The following is a 17,862-nucleotide window of genomic DNA, read 5'->3' as shown; positions in this document are numbered from 1 at the left end:
CCCGCCAAGAGGGCATCACACTGACTAGGAGGTCAAAATGAAAAAGACGATGATTGCGGCGGCTCTTGCTGCCGGTCTGGGCGGCGTGGCTCAGGCGCAAGACAATGACGTGTCGCTGCAATTGCAGTGGGTCACGCAGTCCCAGTTTGCGGGCTATTACGTTGCCCTCGATCAGGGATATTACGAAGACGAAGGGCTGAACGTCACCATCCTGCCCGGTGGTCCCGATATTGCGCCGCCGCAGGTGCTGGCCGGTGGTGGTGCCGATGCGATGCTGAACTGGATGCCATCCGCCCTTGCCGCGCGCGAACGCGGTCTGCCGGTGGTTAACATCGCGCAGCCGTTCAAGACATCGGGCCTGATGCTGACCTGCTGGAAAGACACCGGCATTGAATCGGTCGAGGATTTCCGCGGACGCACCATCGGGGTGTGGTTCTTTGGCAACGAATACCCGTTCCTGAGCTGGATGGCGCAGGCCGGTATCCCAACCGATGGCGGCCCGGATGGTGTGACGGTGCTGCGGCAGGGTTTCAACGTTGACCCGTTGTTGCAGCGGCAGGCCGATTGCATTTCCACCATGACCTATAACGAATATGGTCAGGTGCTGGATGCGGGCGTAAATCCGGACGAACTGATCACTTTTATGTACGAAGATCAGGGCGTTGCCACATTGGAAGACGGCATTTATGTGCTGGAACAGAACCTTGAAGACCCCGTATTCGTAGAAAAGATGGTCCGTTTCGTGCGCGCTTCGATGAAGGGCTGGAAATGGGCCGAGGAAAACCCCGAAGCGGCAGGCGCCATCATCATCGAGTATGACGAAACTGGCGCCCAGTCAGAGGCCGCACAGGTCCGCATGATGCAGGAAGTCGCCAAACTGACCGCTGGATCGAACGGCGCGCTGGACCCGGCCGATTACGAACGTACGGTCGCGACGTTGCTGGGTGGCGGGTCTGACCCCGTGATCTCGGCTGCACCCACAGGCGCATGGACGCATCTGATCACGGATCAGGCGCTGAACTGATCTGACCTGTCATGACGAGCAATGCGGGCGCTGGCGTGATGCTGGCGCCCGTTTTTGTTGGGCAACTGACTGCATGGCGCAAGTTCTGATCGGGCCGCTAATCGCCAAAGGCAGGCGACCTCTGCATGGCGACATGACGTTCCTGTGTGAATCAAAACTAAACAAAATTTCTTTCAAAATGGACGCGCTTTCGCATCGAAAGAGTTTTTTAAGTTTTTGCTCTTAGGGATAGCTGTAGGAGGCGCGTGATGTCTTACAGTTTTTATTTGTTCAACCGTGATGCATGGGATGATCCGCGTAGCATGCTCAACCAAAGTGACAACCTGGGAAGAGCAAGAACGGGCGACCAGATAACGCTCAGGAACCCTGAATCGGGGCAGGTCGTGACTGTCCGTGGCGACGGGCTCGCAGACAGTCCTTCTGCGGCAAGGGGACTATCCCAGACCTATACGATCAGCGGGCGCAGCTTTGGTGCCGGCTCGTCGGTCGAAATGGATTATGGGTTTATCGTCCGTGACAGTAACGGCATCGATTATTTTGTCGGCAAGGTAAAGGTCAGCGTTCTGGCAGATTCCCTGTATAACGGCAGTGTCATGTCCGAAGGCTGGAATCCGGTTACCCAGGAATGGGTTGGGCCACCGCCGATCGGAACAACCTTTACCCTGATTTCGGTTGGCAACGACTATCCCGGGGGCTTCAATCCCTGGCAACGCGGTGGCGGCGGCCTGCGCGAGGGGCCGACTGGATTTAACCCGTATTCCAACGATGTGCGCCTTGGGTCTGGCGTTGCCGCACCTGTCCTGAAAACCGGCTTTTTCCCGTTCTGCTTTGCTGCGGGAACCCTGATCGAAACCGAGACCGGCCCACGCCTAATCGAGGAATTATTGCCGGGTGATCGCATCCTGACCTGCGATGCGGGGCTGCAGGAATTGCGATGGGTCGGTCGCCGCCATATCAGTTCGGACGTCTTGTCTCGCATGCCGAAATGGTGCCCCGTTCGCATCAGCGCCGGCGCGCTTGGCGCTGGTTTGCCAAAGCGGGATATGATGGTGTCGCCTCAGCATCGGGTCTTGATCCGTTCGCGTATCGCCCAGCGGATGTTCGACGCTGACGAGGTGCTGGTCGCGGCCAAAGACCTTGTCGGTCTGCCGGGTATTGCGCGCGCAGATGACATTACTGACGTAGATTACATCCATTTGATGTTTGATGCGCACCGGATCGTTCTGGCCGAAGGCGCGCCGATGGAAAGTTTCTATCTTGGACCTATGGTGCTGCGCAGCCTGGATATAGCGACGCGCAACGAACTTCTTGAACTGTTTCCAGACATGGAAAATGAAACGGCTGCTTTCGCCCGCCCCGTCGTCACTGGTGGGCCCGCGCGCAATCTGGTCTCGCGCCATCAACGCAATGCGCAGCCATTGGTTTTTGCATAGCACGTTTCGGGAAATAGTGGAAAACCGATTGCCGCTTTTGACGTTCGAGCGCAACGAGCGGCAGTGAACAGCGGATTTTTTTTCCCGAAACTCAAAGGATGATTCTTGGTGTCTTGCTCTGCCGATTTGGTGATACCGGACCAGCACTCCAAGCCGCTGGTGCAAGTTGACCAAGCGGAACGCCCCGCCCCTACCTTTCGGTCAGCTTCAGCTCGATCCGGCGGTTCTGGGCGCGCGCTTGTGCCGTATCCGCTGTGTTCAGCGGCTGGTATTCGCCAAACCCATTTGCGGCCAGCCGCATTGGTGGGATGCCCAGATCATCGACCATGAACCGCACTACGGACAGCGCACGGGCCTGGCTTAATTCCCAGTTGTCCGCAAAGCGGCCGCCAGCGGCGATCGGGTTGTCGTCGGTATGCCCGTCCACGCGGATGATCCAGTCGATCCCAGCGGGAATATCGTCGGCGATGTCGTTCAGAATACCCGCGACATTTGCGATTTCGTCGCGCCCCTGCGGTGAAAGATCGGCGCGCCCGACTTCGAACAGGACTTCGGAGGAGAACACGAAACGGTCACCTTCGATCCTGATCCGGTCCTGACCTTCCAGCACCTGCCGCAGCTGACCAAAGAAATCCGACCGGAACCTTTCAAGGTTTTCAGCCTCGGCCTGCAGGCGGGCGGCTTCGGCCTCTAGCCTAGAGCGTTCGGCTTCTTCCAGCGCAATGCGCTGCCTTTCCTCGGACACCACCCGCGCGAGGGCGGTGTTCAACTGCGCGCCGAGCGTTTCGATTTGCACCTGTGCTGCACGGTCTGAATCTTCGGCAATGTTTAGCAGGCTTTGCAGATTGCCCACCTGATTGCGCAGCGCAAGGATCTGTTCGTTCAAAACGGCAACCTGCCGCTGGCTGGCATCGGATTGCGCTTTTTGTTCTGACAGCGCAGCAGTCGCTGTGGCCAGCAGGGCGGCTTGGCGTTCGGCCTCTGTCAGGGCCTCGGTGCGGTCTGCGGCAAGTGTGGCCTGCGCGGTTCGGGCGGCGGCCAGAAGCGTCAGTGTCTCCTCGGCTTCGCGGCGCTGGCGTTCCAGGTTCAGGGTCATCGCGGTCAGTTCGGCATCCGCGTTTTCCAGTCGTGCGCGCAGGGCTGCGGCCGCGGCGGCATCGGCAATGCGTTTTGCCTCAAACGTGCTGATCCGCGCTGCGTTTTCGTCCCGCGCGGTTTCAAGATCGACGATCAAGGCTTCCAACGCTTCACGCCTTGCGGCTGCTAGGCGCGCGGTCTCGGCACCTGCGTCGATTTCATCACGCGCCTGCGCAAGGGCAAGGTTGAGCGCCTCTTGGTCCGACAGCAGCTGGTCCTGCGCCGCCTCCAGTCCCGAAATTGTATCGCGCGCTTGCCGCTGGTCCGACAGCAGCCCTGCGACCTGCGCCTCGAAACTGGTAATCTGGTTCTGCGCCTGTGCCAGCGCCTGATCCTGTGCCGCGCGCTGCGCGATCAGGCTGGCGATCTGGTTGGCCTGCCGTGCCGCCTGCGCATTGGCGGCGTCGAGATCGGTGCTCAGTGTCGCTGTCCGTGCGCGTTCCAGCCCCAGCGTTGCGGCAAGCGCAGTCATTTCGCCTGACAGCAGATCAAGTTCCGATTCCTGCCCGGTGATGGTTTCGCGCAGCGTGAACTGGATCACCATGAAAATGCTCAGCACGAACATCAGCACCAGCAGGATGCCGGTCATTGCATCCACGAAGCCCGGCCAGATCGCGTTTTGAAAACGGTTGGATGATCTGCGGCTCAGCGCCATGAATCAGCCTCTGTCCCGTATTGCGCTGGCAAGGGTGGCCAGATCATGCCGCAGCGCGCCGATGCTTTCCTGCCGACCTGCGGAAAGCTCTTCAAGTATCCGCAGCAATTGCACGTCGATCGACCGCAGCCGCATCCGGCTTTCGGCATCGATCCCGTCCATCCCGCTGTCGTCCAGTTTCTGGATCAGCGTGGCCTGTCCGTCGGCCACACGGGCCAGAGAGGCGGATGTGTCTTGCGTGGTTGTGACCTGCATCAGCGTCGTAATCGCCTCGGCCAGCGCTTGGAAGCGGTTGTCAGTCGCGGCGCGGTCTGCCTCGTTCTGTGCCAAAAGCAGCTGGATCGTGTCCATCACTTCGCCCATCTGTTCGACCATGGCCGTGGTTGCGGCCCCGCCCGTGCCAGCGCTGTCGTCGCCGTCAATACCGACGCGGGTGATGGTGGACATCCATTCTTCCAGTTCGCGGTAGAACCGATTTTGCCCATGTCCTGCGAAAAGTTCCAGCAAGCCAACCACCAAAGACCCCGCCAACCCCAACAAAGAGCTGGAAAAGGCGGTGCCCATCCCACCCAACTGGTTTTCCAGACCGACCTGCAGCCGACCAAAGATGTCAGCACCGGATTCGCCGTCACCAGGGTTCAACGATTTGATGGTTTCCACCAATGCAGGAACGGTGGTTGCCAACCCATAGAATGTGCCCAGAAGCCCCAGAAAGATTAGCAAATTCCCGATGTAGCGCGTTATCTCGCGGTCTTCGTCGATGCGCTGGGCAACAGAATCGAGGATCGACCGGCCGGAACTTGACGAAACCTGCGTCCGCGCGCCGCGCGACCGCAGCAATGTGGCCAATGGCGCCAGCAAGGACGGTGCTGCGGTAAAACTATGCCCGCCGGTTTCGCGCGCGAACAGCTCGATCCAGCGGACCGAGTTCATCAGCAGAAACACCTGATTGAAACATGACAGCACCCCCAGCACGAAAACGCCCAGGATCACCCCGTTCAGATAGGGGTTTGACAGGTAAATCGCGGTGATCTGTTCAAGCCCAAGGTAGATCCCCGCGCCCAGCAGCCCAATCACGATCAACATGAACAAAAGCTGGCGGATCGGCTGGGAAAACTGCGGCGCTGCCTTGGCTGCCCGTTTGTCTGACACGCAGGTTCATCCTTATCTGGGGGTCGGTCACTGCACCCATAGCAGCATATGGCGGCAGAGGGACCAACCCAAACAAAATCGTAGTGATCTTATGTTGCCGTCAAGGCACGGACCCTGTCTGCCAGCCATGCCATGTCGGCATCCTTGATCCCGATCTCGGCCAGATGGGTGACAGTGTTGTAAAGATATTCTGTATTCGGCCCACGGCCGCCTGTCGCATGGGCAATCATCTGCGCCTGCTGTTCCAGATCGAACTGGCAATATTGGATATGGGTGCGGTCCACGACATAGGCCAGTGCCGTGACCTGGTCACCCGTGTCGCAGATTAGCGGAACCTCTTGTTCGACATAGGCCGATGATACCAATTCGCGTTCGCGCAGCATCGCCAGCACTTCGTCCTGATCCTGCGGTGCTACTTGAAACGCGACGCCGGTGCATTGCCCGCCGGGCTGATGGTCTAGCGCCAGCACAAGGCCCGGATGGTCGGGTGTGCCGCGATGATGGATCGACAGCATGCAGAAGCTGCGGTGATAATCGGGCAGGCGTGCGGTGACGCGCCGCACCGGCGTAAAGCCTGGGTTCCACAACAGCGACCCATATCCGAAAACCCACATAAAACTGCCCTTTCCTGTCATGCCCATAAACACCGTTTAGGCGCTGACGGAAAGGGGTCAGACCGCGCGCATCAGATCGCCAAAGATCGCATCCTGATAATCACGCAGATAGATTTGCAGCCATGGGGTATAATGCTCGGGGTGGCGCGTCACATCGGCGGACAGGTCATAGAAGTCCACCCAGCGCGTCGCCATCACCTCGGATGGGTTGGGGGTGATGCGCAGATTGTTCGGCGCATCGGCGACATAGACCTCGACCAGTTCATGTTCGATCAGGTCGTTGCCAACATCGGCACGATATTCGATCTGGTCGCGGTGCGTCGGATACAACCCGGTGATGCCCAATTCCTCGTCCAGACGGCGCAGCGCGCATGCGGCGGGGTCTTCGTTCCATTCCGGATGGGTGCAACAGGTATTCGCCCACAGCCCCGGGGTGTGGTATTTTTCCAGCGCGCGTTGCTGAATCAGCACCCGCCCGCGGTTCATCACAAAGACGCTGACGGCCTTGTGTTTTAGCCCGCGCTGATGCGCGTCCAGCTTTTCCACCGGTTGCAGTTTGCCGTTCACCCAGGCCGGGATCATGATTGTCACGTCCGCAGCGGCGACACTAGCCGCGTCAGATGCGCGAGATTCTTGATCCCAATTTTCAAATGCGCCATGGGGCGGGCCTTTACCAGTTTCTTGTTCATATATGCCTCGAACGTCAGTTTTTGCACGTCGACATCATGACACAGGGACACAAACCGTTCGCGCCGTTCATCGCTGCGGTAATAGGCGTTCTGCATGGCCCCCAGAACGCGGAACACCTGCTTGTGTTCGCGCATGAACAATTTGCGCGCCAATTGCAAATCCTTGACCCTGCCGGATGCAAGGCAGGCCGCCGCAGCAGTCGCCGCCACACGCCCGCCGACCATCGCGTAATAGATGCCTTCGCCAGACGACGGCGCGACGACACCCGCCGCATCACCGGCCAGCACGACATCACGACCATTGTCCCAACAATCCAGTGGTTTGAGAGGGATCGGCGCGCCTTCGCGGCGGATCGTCTTGCAATCGGTCAGGCCGGATGCCGCGCGCAGATCGGCGGTTGCCTGTTTGACATCGACAGATTTCAGCATCGATCCCATGCCGACGCTCGCCTGCGCCCCATGCGGGAAAACCCAGCCATAAAAATCGGGCGAGATGCGCCCGTCATAGACCACATCACAGCGCAGCGGATCATAGGTCGCATTGGCGGCGGGGGCCTCGATAATCTCATGGTAGGCGATCACATAGGGAATCTTGTCGCCATCCTTGATTTCCGCGCGCGCGACATTGGACCGCGCGCCATCGGCCCCGATCACCAGTTTCGTCGTCAGCCGCATGTCATTGCCGCTGATCTTGTCGCGATAGACGACATGAGTGCCATCTGCGTCGCGGGTGATCTTGGTAAACGTACCGGCATAACGGTGCGCGCCCGCATCCTGCGCGCGTTGCCGCAGGAATGAGTCGAAATGTTCGCGGTCCACCATGCCGACATAGCCGTTCTCGATCGGGATATCGACCTGCCGCCCGGTAGGCGAGATCATGCGCGCGGTGTTCACCTTGGCGACGATCTGGTCATCGGGGATAAAGAAATCCGCGATCAGGCGGGGCGGGATCGCCCCGCCACAGGGTTTGATCCGGCCTTCGCGGTCGATAAACGCGACCTTGTGGCCGGAACGGGCGAGATCTTCGGCGGCAGTGGCCCCGGAAGGCCCCGCACCTACGACGACGACATCATATTGCATTGGCTATTCTCCCGGAACGAGTGTTGCGGACGGCATCTTGCGGTCCATGATTTTGGCGGCCACGACTGCGGCAGCAATGAAAAGGCTGGCTTCGAACAGGAACACCGCGCCAAAGGCTTGGGTATCGGTCAGCGTCAGGCGCAGGATATCGGCCATCGCTGCCCCGACCAGTCCGCCGAAACCGGCAGCGATGGCCTGCGCCGCGCCCCAAAGGCCCATCCGCGTTCCTTCGCGGCGTTCGCGGCCTTCGCCTGCCAGCGCCATCATCGACCCGATCGCCGCGACGGCGAACATGCCGTTGAAAAAACCCAACGTCATGACAGCTGGCAGGATCGGTGCACCCGGTCCCAATGGCCCCAGCAGGGTGATGATGGCCAGCGCGCCCGCCGAGCCCAGACAGCCCGCCATGACCCAGTTGCGCAGCGCCCCGATTTTCAGCCCCGTTGCCATGATGCCCACGGTCAGCATGCCGATAAACACGCCGCCGTTCTGCGCGCCCGACAGCGACGTGGTCTGTCCCGGCGTCAGGCCGAAAACCAGCCCTGCATAGGGTTCTAGGATCAGTTCCTGCATGAAATAGGCGGTCATCGCCAAAAACACGAACATGGTGAAATTGCGCGCCTTTGGTTCGGCCCAAACCTCGGCCAGCCCTTCGCGGAACGGGGTAGGGTCGGGCTCGCGGGTGACTTTCAGGCCCCGTTCGATGCCCCAGACGGCAAGGGTGGTGACGCCGATGGCGATCAGGACAACAGCGGCCACGATCTCGATCAGGCGCAGCGGGGTGTAAGGGTCGATCAGCGTGCCGACGATGCCTGCCGTCATGGCGATCCCGAAGATCATCATCAGCCAAGTGATCGTCGCCGCCGCCGCGCGCCGGTGTGGCGCAGTCGTGGTCGCCAGTAGCGCCAGCAATGATGTACCCGACGCGCCGACGCCGACGCCAATCAGCCCATAGGCGGCGATGGACAGAACCATGCCCCATGTAAAAGAGGCTTCCAGCACCACCAGCCCGACAGTTGCGGCCATGGCGCCTGCCCCCAGCGCCACCATCCCGCCGATGATCCAGCGCGTGCGCTGCCCACCGGCATCAGATGCATGGCCCCATTTGGGCCGCGACATCTGGACGCCGTAATGCAGCGCCACCAGCATGCCGGGGATCACCGCAGGCAGGGCGAGTTCCACGACCATCAGCCGGTTCAGCGTTGATGTCATGAGTACAACAATCGCGCCCAGCGCCATCTGCACCAGACCCAGCCGGATAATTTGGACCCAAGTCAGGTTCATGCCATCGCCCCCAATGCGAAGGAAGCGATCATCATGCCGCTGATATAGAACAGGATGCCCATGCCTTGATACCATTGCGCCTTGCCCAATGGATCGCGCAACAGCACCCGCATCGCGGCCAGTTGCACGGCAAGCATCGCGCCGATGCCCAGCGCGTGGAAGGGATAGCCCCAAGTGACCAGCAACCCGATAACCGCGATCTGCGGCACCGCCATGACCCAGCAGGCGACCCGCGCCGCGCGGTCAGCCCCCAGCGTGACGGGCAAGGACCGCAGGCCCATGGCGCGGTCGCCCTCGACCGCCTTGAAATCGTTCAGCGTCATGATCCCATGCGCGCCCAGCCCGTAAAGGACGGCAATCATGATGACAGGCACAGATGGGGCACCCGATGTCAGGATAGCCGCCCCCGTGATCCATGGCAGCGTCTCGTATGCCAGCCCGCAAAGCGCTGGCCCCCAGATTCCCGATTTCTTGGCGCGCACCGGTTCCGCCGAATAGGCCCAAGCCGCTAGCACAGCCAGAACCGTCGCGCCAAAAACCCAAGGCCCCAAGGTATAGCCGACACCCAGCCCCAGCCCCGTCATCGCCAGCGCGATCCACAAGCCCCAGCGCCCCGGTATCCGCCCTGACGGGATCGGCCGGTCAGGTTCGTTGATCGCGTCCACATGCCGGTCGCACCAATCGTTGGCGGCCTGGCTCATGCCGCAGACAATCGGGCCGGCCAACAGCACGCCCAGCAGAATCAGGGTCCAATTGCCAGTGAAGGCTGCGCCCGAGGATACGATCCCGCAGAGCAGCGCCCACATTGGCGGGAACCACGTGACAGGCTTTATCAACCACACCATCGCCCGCGGCTCTGGCCAGCGGCGCGTGGTACGGTTTAGCGGAAGATCGGACATGACGCTCATACTGTCAGTCTAAGATGACAGTAGTGGTCAGAGCAAGTGTAAACTAAAGCTTACACTGCGCCAATCGGTCGCGTTGCGGATGGCCGTGGCGCGCGGCGGTTGCCACAAAATCCCTAACCGATCAAGTGCTGTGTCAATACCACCGTACGGTGGGTCTTTTGACAAGGATTTCCGTTTACGGTCTTGTCGCATGGCGCGGCCTGCAACCGCACGACCGGCCTTCTGACGTGACCCGAAGTGGAACAGTTCAAATGAACGATATTCTTGTCCCGGCCGACCCTGCCGACCTGATCGACCGGATTGTTGACCTGCAACTGCGACTGGATGCTGCGGACGATCCGGTGCTGCAAACAGAACTTCGCCGCCAGCATGGGCTGCTCTCGCGTCTTGCCGACCGGATCATGCCGCCCGATGATGTGTTGGCAGACCTGATCCAGCAACTTGGCGATGCGCGCCGGGATCAGATGACGCTGATCAAGGATCTTCAGAATTGCGACGCCAGTAAGGAATATGGCATCGCTTTCGTTGCTTTGTCGCAGGCCTTGCTGGCGACCATCGCGTCGGCGGCCGAGGCGCGCACAGGCATCAACCAATGCTATGCGCGCCACGTCGCAGGATCGGTGACAGGGGTATTGCGCGATTCCTGAGCGTATTTCCTGATATTTTAATCGTATTGCGGCATTAATTTCCTCTTCACACCCGTGAAGCTAAACGTGGCACCGGGTGGCAGAGGTGCGGGATGACAAAAGATAAAAACACGCCGACGATCATAAAACGTAAAAAGGTGATCTCTGGCGGCGGTCACCACGGTGGCGCTTGGAAGGTCGCTATGATTGTAGGTCCTTCATAAGGCGCTTTGCGCCGGGTTGGTTCATAAAGCTGCGGATATGCAGGTTGTCGCGCCATTCTGACGTTGATCCGAGCACCTTGGTGCCTGTCATCCTGCCATTCGGGCAGTGCTGTGACTTAATCGTTGGATTCTGAACAACGGATTAATCTCCAGAACGCTGATTCAGCCAATTCGAGTCAAATCAGGCCTTCCTGACCAGATCAGGCCGTGTGATAGGGCTGGCTGCAAAGCGCCCTGACTGATCGTAGACCTGCAAGCCGTCACGCACCGCCTTGAGCGCCGTCAGCCGCAGGCGCGCCGCGCTGATGCCTTTCAATGCTGCCGCGAGCAGCGCCTGGTTTCGCGCAAGCATCCGCGATATCGCGCGCAGATCCGCCGCCGCGCGCGGCGCCTGTTGCAATGCGTTGAACAGCTGGTCCTTGCGCGCGGCCAGATCGTCAAGCTGTGCATATTGCCCGGCAAGGATCGCTGCAGTTTCTGCCGCTAACACGCTGCGCAATTCGGATACCGTAGGGTCACGCATCAATGCTGCGCTTCATTGCGTTGAACAGCGATTCGGCAAGCCCGATTCCACCTGATTTTGCCAGCTCGATCGACTGTGCATCGCGTAGGAAGGATGAAAACTGATCCTCTCCGATGCCGCCGCCGAAAGCTGGTCGGCTGGTCCCGAGCCCTGCCGATTTCAGCATTTCCGCCAGAAACGTTGCTTCGAGTTTTTGAGCGGCTTCGCGCAGTTTGGTATCGCCGCGCAGCGATTCGGGTATGGCGATCGGCCCCCGTGGGGGTGACAATACGGGGATGATGGTCATGTCCGGCTCCGTCAGTGATTTTTTTCATCCTGCGATAAAGCCGTAAACATTCAGTAATTTTCTTATGTCACAAGCTGTCGAACTTTATTTGACAGGACATTGCATGCTTGTGCCCCATTTGATCCCCGCCGCGTCGGCGCTGCCTGTGGCCCCTGCAGGGGCTGTCGCGCTGGCAGGGCAGAACGATTTTCAACTGACCTATGATGCCGCTGCCGGATTGGCGGCGGTTGACCCACAGCCTTTGATCGAGGTGGTGATCATGCCCCCTGACCAGACAGTATCTGTGGGCTCTGATCCGGACATGCTGATGCTTGCCGATGACGTGACGGGGGAAATGGGTGCTGATTTGGTGCCGCTTACAACGGCGGAGCCTGTGAAGATTGCTGGCAGCCCTGACCAGAAAGGTGCCGTTCCCTTCTTGCCTGCGGGTGACCCCCGCCTGCCGGTTAAAATCACCCAACATGCACTGATCCAGATGATGTTCGATCAGCCAGCCGCGCCCGCAGCACCGCCGCCTGCCGATGCGGCTGATGTAGCAGCGCTGGTGACGGTGCTGCCCGGTGCGCGTCAGCCCGTATCCGCAGAGGAAATTGCCCGGGCCGGTTTGGCTGATACAGATGCTGGTCCGACCAAGCGCGAGACCGCCATCAAGGAGGGCGCACCAGTTGCGCGTATCGCGAGTACTGTTGCGGCTCAGCCAACAATTGCGCCGTCGCCTGTTGCGGCGCAGATGCCTTCGTCTGCGCCGCTGGCGACGCGCGACATCCCCGAGCCTTTGCCGCCAGCAACCGTCATGGATCGGACAGTGCCAATGTCGCCTGTTGCCACAGCGATCAAGCGGCCTGAACTTGTGATCCCGATTGTCAAAGGGCTGGACCCCAAGGTGGACGCTGCTCTGGGTGGTGACGAATCCACCTTGCCCTTTGCCCCGGCTGGCGACACGGCTTCGGGCGTGGCCAAAACGTCGGAAGCGCAATCTGCGCCTGGTCTTGCCCGTCATGTTGCGCAGCAGCTGGCCGTCACGATCACGCAGACCGCGGGGCAACCGACCGAAATCGCGCTCAACCCCGAAGAATTGGGGCGGGTCCGGATGAGCATGTCGCTGACCGATGGTACCCTTATGTTGCATATCAACGCCGAACGGCCAGAAACGGCCGATTTGCTGCGGCGTCACATTGATACCTTGGCACAGGAATTTCGCAGCCTTGGATATAACGATATTTCCTTTGATTTCGGCGACGGACGCACACAGGACGAGGCGCGCCATGACGCCAGTCCGTTGACCGAAAATGCCGAGGATACCACCGAAACACAGGCGCCTGAACAAACGGGCATGCGGCAGCCGCGTGGCGGCCTTGACCTGCGCCTTTAAGGAGAAATGATGGAAATCCCTCAATCTAGCAGCGCCATTACAACGAATCGCTCGCCGTCGGTAGCGGAGTCCCAATCTGCGATCAGTTCGGATTTTGAAACCTTCTTGCGAATGCTGACCGCGCAAATGAAAAATCAAGATCCGCTCAATCCAGTTGAATCAGCGGATTTCGCGACGCAGTTGGCGACATTTTCAGGTGTTGAACAGGCCGTACTGACGAACGATCTGTTGCGGGGGCTTTCGTTGCAAATCGGAGTTTCCGGATTGGCTTCCTGGGTCGGCAAGGAGGTGCGCGCCCCTGCGCCCGTCTATTTTGATGGCGCGCCTGTCACATTGCATCCCAACCCTATGGCGGCTGCGACCGCAGGCGAAATTGTTGTTCGCGATGCCAGCGGAGCCGTGGTGCACCGTTTTGCGTCACCCGCCACGACCGATCCTGTGCAATGGGACGGTGTCGGCCGCAACGGGGTCGTGGTACCAGATGGTGTGTACAGCTTCGCCTTTGCGAGCCTGAGCGATGGTGAGGTTTTGGGTGAAAACCCGGTCGAGACCTATAACACGGTAACAGAGGTCCAGTCTTTTGCCGGTCAAACCAGCCTTGTCGCACATGGCGGTATCATGATTCGAGTAGGCGACGTGACGGCTCTGCGCAGTCCGTCATGATCAGTGACGATGCGTGTCTGCGGTCCTCATGGACAAATCACCGCAGATTATGGCGCGCAAATCGCCAACCAAGGCACTGGCGGACGGACACACACACGACATAATCCAACACGCTACATCATCTGGCCAAGCCACATTGCACCGCCAACCAACACGCCCCCCAGCGCCATCCACGACAGGCGCGCGATCCGGCGTTGTGGTTTGGGTTCGGGCGCGGGGTTGTTCAGGCGGATCAACGCCTGTTCGGCAAGACGCGGTAGCTGCGGGCCGAACCGCGACAGGATCATTGCCGTGCGGCCAAGGTCGCGCAGCAGGGCCTTTGGCCCAATGCTTTGCTTGATATAGTCTTCGACCACAGGTTTCGCGACTTCCCAGATATTCATCCGCGGGTCGAGCGAACGGGCCACGCCTTCGACCACGACCATTGTGCGCTGCAAATGGATCAGCTCGGTGCGGGTTTCCATGCCGAAACGCTCGGTCACCTCGAACAGATAGGCCAAAAGCCGCGCCATCGAAATGCGGCTGGCATCCATGCCAAATATCGGTTCGCCCACTGCGCGCAGGGCGCGGGCGAATTCATCGACGTCGCGGTTGGCAGGGACATAACCCGCCTCGAAATGCACTTCGGCCACGCGCTGGTAATCCTTGCGGATAAACCCGAACAGGATTTCGGCATAAACGCGGCGGGTATATTCGTCGATCCGCCCCATGATCCCGAAATCATAGGCGATGATCTCTCCGGTCGCGCTGACCTTGAGATTCCCCTGGTGCATGTCGCCGTGGAAATAGCCGTCGCGCAGCGCATGATTCAAAAATAACCCCAGCACACGGTCTGCCAGCGCCCGCCGGTCGTGTCCGGCGGCATCTAGTGCTGCATTATCCCCGATCCCGATTCCTTCGGCCCAGTCCAGCGTCATCACCCGCCGCCCTGACAGATGCCAGCGCACCTGTGGCACGGTGAAACCCAGATCATCCTTGGTATTGGCGGCGAATTCGGCTGCCGCAGAGCTTTCCAGCCGCAGATCAAGTTCGCCCATTACCACGCCTTCGAAATGGGTGATCACATCCATCGGGCGCAGGCGGCGCGACGAGGGTGACAGCACCTCGATCGTGCGGGCCGCAAAATAAAACGCGTCAATGTCGCGGCGAAATGCCTTTTCGATGCCGGGGCGCAGGATCTTGACGGCGACAGCTTCGCCCGTGTCGGCCAGATGGGCCTTGTGGACCTGCGCCAGTGATGCGGCGGCGACGGGGGCAGAAAAGGTGGAAAACAGCTTTTCCACGGGCATCCCCAGCTCGCGCTGGATTTCGGCCTTGGCCTCGGCCATGGAAAAGGGCGGCAGCTTGTCCTGCAGCACGCGCAGCTGCACGGCCATGTCCTCACCGACGACATCGGGGCGTGTCGACAGGATCTGCCCGAATTTGATGTAAGCAGGGCCAAGTGCCGTCAGCGCGCGGGGCGCGGGCGGCATCGACGGATCGCCCTTGTAGCCCAGCCATTGGAACGGCCAGACCAAGGATCGTAGCGTGATGCGCAGCAACAACCCGACATCAAAGGCGTCAAGGATCACCTTCATTGCACCGGTACGCTCCAGCGTCGCCCCGGTCCGGATCAGCCGGATGATGTTGTGAGGTCCGCGCACCCTAAATCTTCCACCCTGAGTGCAGCGCGGCGACACCCATGGTCAGGTTGCGGTACTTCGCATTCCCGAATCCTGCATCGCGGACCATGCCAAGGAAAGTGTCCTGATCGGGGAATTGCCGGATCGATTCGACAAGATATTGGTAACTGTCACGGTCGCCTGCGATGATCTGGCCCATGCGAGGGATCACGTTGAACGAATAGGCGTCATAGGCGGCCTGCAACATCGGGTTCGGGATCTGGCTGAATTCCAGTACCATCAACCGCCCGCCGGGCTTGAGCACGCGAAACGCCTCGGCCAGCGCGTCTTGGGGACGGGTCACGTTTCTGATCCCGAAAGAAATCGTATAGACGTCAAAGGTGTTCGCCTCGAATGGCAGGGCCATCGCATCGCCCACGACCCAGTCGAGGCTGTCGGACATCTGTGCCGCTTCGGCGCGTTTGCGCCCGGCGACCAGCATGGATTCGGTCAGGTCCAGCACGGTCGCATGGCCGCGCCCCGCGCGTTTGAGAAACCGAAACGACACATCGCCGGTGCCGCCTGCGACATCCAGCAACCGCTGCCCGGGTCGTGGGGCAAGCCAATCCATCATGGCATCTTTCCAGATCCGGTGGATACCGCCGGACATCACGTCGTTCATGATGTCATATTTGCTGGCGACAGAGGAAAACACGCCCTGCACGCGGCCTGCCTTTTCATCTTCGCGGACGGTGTCGAAACCGAAATGGGTGGTCTTTTCTGTATCGTCGGTCATCGGTGCTTGTGGTCCTTTGCGCTCGTCCCAACTATAGGGCGCAGACAAAGGCTTACAACGCCGACCTGCCGATAGAAAGTCCGCCATGCCCGAATTGCCCGAGGTCGAAACCGTCAAGGCCGGAATAGCCCCCGTCATGACAGGGCAGTTGATCGCAAAGGCCGAGGTGAACCGCCCCGACCTGCGTTGGCCTTTCCCTGAAAACATGGCAGATCGTCTGACCGGGCGGCGCGTTCTGGGTCTGCGGCGGCGGTCGAAATACATACTGGTCGATCTGGACAGTGCCGAGACATTGTTGATCCATCTGGGCATGTCGGGCCGGATTCTGGTGTCCGGGGCGGCACAGGGCGCATTCTACCACCCGCATCCGGCACCCGCCAAACATGACCACGTTGTCCTGCATATGGATGGTGGCGCGCGGATCACGTTTAACGATGCCCGCCGTTTCGGCGCGATGGACCTGATGCCGACAGCAGCGCAGGACGATCACTGGCTGATCCGCGATCTGGGGCCGGAACCCTTGGGCAATGCGTTCGACGAAACCTACCTGGTCGCCCGGCTGAAAGGGCGCAACACGCCGATCAAATCGGCCTTGCTCGACCAGCGGATCGTGGCAGGTCTGGGCAATATCTATGTTTGCGAGGTGCTGTTCCGCGCGGGTATCGACCCACGGCGCAAGGCGGGTCAAATCGCCGCGCGCCGGGTGGCGTCATTGGTGCCGCTGATCCGCGATGTGCTGCACGAGGCGATCGCCGCGGGCGGATCAAGCCTGCGCGACTACCGGCAAAGTGATGGTGAGTTGGGTTATTTCCAGCACGGGTTTCAGGTTTATGACCGTGAAGGCGCGCCCTGTGTCACCCCAGACTGTGCCCGCCCGATCAGCCGAATCGTACAATCGGGCCGGTCATCTTTCTTTTGTGCGCAATGCCAAAGATAACTTGAACCAGCCGCAGCCTTTGTTAAGCACAAAGGCCTGACCATCAGCAAAGGACGGCAGCATGGCTTACGAGAACATCATCGTGGATACGCGCGACGACGTGGCGACCATCACGCTGAACCGGCCCGACGCGCTGAATGCGCTCAACGGCGATCTGCTGCGCGAATTATGCACCGCGCTGGAAGAGGCCGACACCAGCGACAAGGTGCGCTGCATCATCATCACCGGATCGGAAAAGGCATTCGCCGCAGGTGCGGATATTGCCGAGATGGCGGACAAGACATTCGTCGATCTTTACACAACACGGTTCTTTGAGAATGAAACCGACCGTTTCAACCGCACCCGCAAGCCGATTATCGCTGCTGTCGCAGGCTATGCGCTGGGCGGCGGATGCGAACTGGCGATGATGTGCGATTTCATCATCGCCGCCGATACCGCGAAATTCGGCCAGCCCGAGATCAACCTTGGTGTCATTGCGGGGCTGGGTGGTACCCAGCGCCTGACCCGTTTCGTCGGCAAATCAAAATCCATGGACATGCATCTGACAGGCCGTTTCATGGATGCAGCCGAGGCGGAGCGCAGCGGGCTGGTAAGCCGCGTTGTCCCCGCCAAGGATCTGCTTGGCGAGGCGCGCAAGGCTGCGGTCAAGATCGCTGCAAAGTCGCAGATTGCGGCAATCGCGGCTAAGGATGCGGTGAACCGGGCTTTCGAGACCACGCTGGCCGAAGGGCTGCAGTACGAACGCCGGCTGTTCCAGTCGATGTTCGCCACCGATGACCAGACCGAAGGCATGACTGCCTTTCTGGAAAAGCGCGAGGCGCAGTTCCGCGATCGTTGATATTTCGGGTTTCCTTTGCG

The 17,862-nt window shown here is 60.1% G+C and carries 18 protein-coding genes; 7 read left to right on the top strand and 11 right to left on the bottom strand.

The annotated features are described in order from the left end of the window. Positions 1-37: 37 nt before the first annotated feature. Positions 38-1,024 (top strand): ABC transporter substrate-binding protein, encoded by a 987-nt coding sequence (locus SKA53_RS10325; RefSeq protein WP_007206078.1) that lies wholly within the window; start codon positions 38-40, stop codon positions 1,022-1,024. A gap of 248 nt (positions 1,025-1,272) precedes the next feature. Further along, a complete protein-coding gene (locus SKA53_RS10320; RefSeq protein ID WP_081440132.1) occupies positions 1,273-2,457 on the top strand; it encodes a Hint domain-containing protein in 1,185 nt (394 codons plus the stop codon). 190 nt (positions 2,458-2,647) lie between these two features. On the opposite strand, the gene SKA53_RS10315 is transcribed toward SKA53_RS10320, so the two are convergent. The 7 genes from SKA53_RS10315 to chlG form a co-directional block, all read right to left on the bottom strand. Further along, the gene (locus SKA53_RS10315; RefSeq protein ID WP_007206076.1) at positions 2,648-4,249 is read right to left on the bottom strand and encodes a peptidoglycan -binding protein; all 1,602 of its coding nucleotides are present in this window, start codon (positions 4,247-4,249) and stop codon (positions 2,648-2,650) included. Positions 4,250-4,252: 3 nt separating this feature from the next. After that, on the bottom strand, positions 4,253-5,335 hold the full coding sequence (locus SKA53_RS10310; protein ID WP_007206075.1) for a hypothetical protein: 1,083 nt from the start codon (positions 5,333-5,335) through the stop codon (positions 4,253-4,255). A 155-nt stretch (positions 5,336-5,490) separates the two neighbouring features. After that, positions 5,491-6,015 carry a gamma-glutamylcyclotransferase gene (locus SKA53_RS10305; RefSeq protein ID WP_242601256.1) on the bottom strand — a complete coding sequence of 175 codons (525 nt, stop codon included), beginning with the start codon at positions 6,013-6,015 and terminating at the stop codon, positions 5,491-5,493. A 57-nt stretch (positions 6,016-6,072) separates the two neighbouring features. Then, a complete protein-coding gene (gene idi, locus SKA53_RS10300) occupies positions 6,073-6,606 on the bottom strand; it encodes an isopentenyl-diphosphate Delta-isomerase (RefSeq protein ID WP_040482922.1) in 534 nt (177 codons plus the stop codon). Then, complete coding sequence (locus SKA53_RS10295; protein WP_007206072.1) at positions 6,603-7,784, bottom strand: geranylgeranyl diphosphate reductase; 1,182 nt, start codon at positions 7,782-7,784, stop codon at positions 6,603-6,605. Before SKA53_RS10295 ends, idi begins: the two co-directional genes overlap by 4 nt. 3 nt (positions 7,785-7,787) lie before the next feature. Beyond that, entirely contained in the window at positions 7,788-9,068 is a 1,281-nt protein-coding gene (locus SKA53_RS10290; protein WP_007206071.1) for a BCD family MFS transporter, read from the bottom strand. After that, positions 9,065-9,976 carry a chlorophyll synthase ChlG gene (gene chlG, locus SKA53_RS10285; protein ID WP_007206070.1) on the bottom strand — a complete coding sequence of 304 codons (912 nt, stop codon included), beginning with the start codon at positions 9,974-9,976 and terminating at the stop codon, positions 9,065-9,067. The genes SKA53_RS10290 and chlG overlap by 4 nt, the downstream gene beginning before the upstream one ends. 251 nt (positions 9,977-10,227) lie before the next feature. On the opposite strand from chlG, the gene SKA53_RS10280 reads away from it, so the two are divergent. After that, positions 10,228-10,623, top strand: a complete 396-nt coding sequence (locus SKA53_RS10280) for a hypothetical protein (protein ID WP_007206069.1) — start codon at positions 10,228-10,230, stop codon at positions 10,621-10,623. A gap of 384 nt (positions 10,624-11,007) precedes the next feature. Here the strand turns inward: SKA53_RS10280 and SKA53_RS10275 are convergent, their stop codons facing one another. Together SKA53_RS10275 and SKA53_RS10270 are read right to left on the bottom strand one after the other, a co-directional pair. Further along, the gene (locus SKA53_RS10275; RefSeq protein WP_007206068.1) at positions 11,008-11,349 is read right to left on the bottom strand and encodes a hypothetical protein; all 342 of its coding nucleotides are present in this window, start codon (positions 11,347-11,349) and stop codon (positions 11,008-11,010) included. Next, the gene (locus SKA53_RS10270) at positions 11,342-11,635 is read right to left on the bottom strand and encodes a rod-binding protein (RefSeq protein ID WP_007206067.1); all 294 of its coding nucleotides are present in this window, start codon (positions 11,633-11,635) and stop codon (positions 11,342-11,344) included. The genes SKA53_RS10275 and SKA53_RS10270 overlap by 8 nt, the downstream gene beginning before the upstream one ends. Before the next feature lie 103 nt (positions 11,636-11,738). On the opposite strand from SKA53_RS10270, the gene SKA53_RS10265 reads away from it, so the two are divergent. Together SKA53_RS10265 and SKA53_RS10260 are read left to right on the top strand one after the other, a co-directional pair. Further along, complete coding sequence (locus tag SKA53_RS10265; protein ID WP_040482921.1) at positions 11,739-13,007, top strand: flagellar hook-length control protein FliK; 1,269 nt, start codon at positions 11,739-11,741, stop codon at positions 13,005-13,007. 6 nt (positions 13,008-13,013) lie between these two features. Then, on the top strand, positions 13,014-13,670 hold the full coding sequence (locus SKA53_RS10260) for a flagellar hook capping FlgD N-terminal domain-containing protein (RefSeq protein WP_081440131.1): 657 nt from the start codon (positions 13,014-13,016) through the stop codon (positions 13,668-13,670). A gap of 113 nt (positions 13,671-13,783) precedes the next feature. Here the strand turns inward: SKA53_RS10260 and ubiB are convergent, their stop codons facing one another. Together ubiB and ubiE are read right to left on the bottom strand one after the other, a co-directional pair. After that, positions 13,784-15,313, bottom strand: coding sequence for a 2-polyprenylphenol 6-hydroxylase (gene ubiB / locus SKA53_RS10255; RefSeq protein ID WP_040482919.1), 1,530 nt, complete (start codon positions 15,311-15,313; stop codon positions 13,784-13,786). A 1-nt stretch (position 15,314) separates the two neighbouring features. Beyond that, positions 15,315-16,067 (bottom strand): bifunctional demethylmenaquinone methyltransferase/2-methoxy-6-polyprenyl-1,4-benzoquinol methylase UbiE, encoded by a 753-nt coding sequence (ubiE, locus tag SKA53_RS10250; protein ID WP_007206063.1) that lies wholly within the window; start codon positions 16,065-16,067, stop codon positions 15,315-15,317. A gap of 85 nt (positions 16,068-16,152) precedes the next feature. Here ubiE and mutM point away from each other — a divergent pair, with 85 nt between their 5' ends. Together mutM and SKA53_RS10240 are read left to right on the top strand one after the other, a co-directional pair. Continuing rightward, positions 16,153-17,004 (top strand): bifunctional DNA-formamidopyrimidine glycosylase/DNA-(apurinic or apyrimidinic site) lyase, encoded by an 852-nt coding sequence (gene mutM / locus SKA53_RS10245; protein WP_007206062.1) that lies wholly within the window; start codon positions 16,153-16,155, stop codon positions 17,002-17,004. Between the two features lie 61 nt (positions 17,005-17,065). Beyond that, a complete protein-coding gene (locus SKA53_RS10240; protein WP_007206061.1) occupies positions 17,066-17,842 on the top strand; it encodes an enoyl-CoA hydratase in 777 nt (258 codons plus the stop codon). Positions 17,843-17,862 lie beyond the last annotated feature (20 nt).

This window comes from Yoonia vestfoldensis SKA53, assembly GCF_000152785.1.
GTDB lineage: Bacteria > Pseudomonadota > Alphaproteobacteria > Rhodobacterales > Rhodobacteraceae > Yoonia > Yoonia vestfoldensis_A.
Note: the sequence above shows the minus strand (reverse complement) of the source record. Positions and strands in the feature narration are given on the sequence as shown.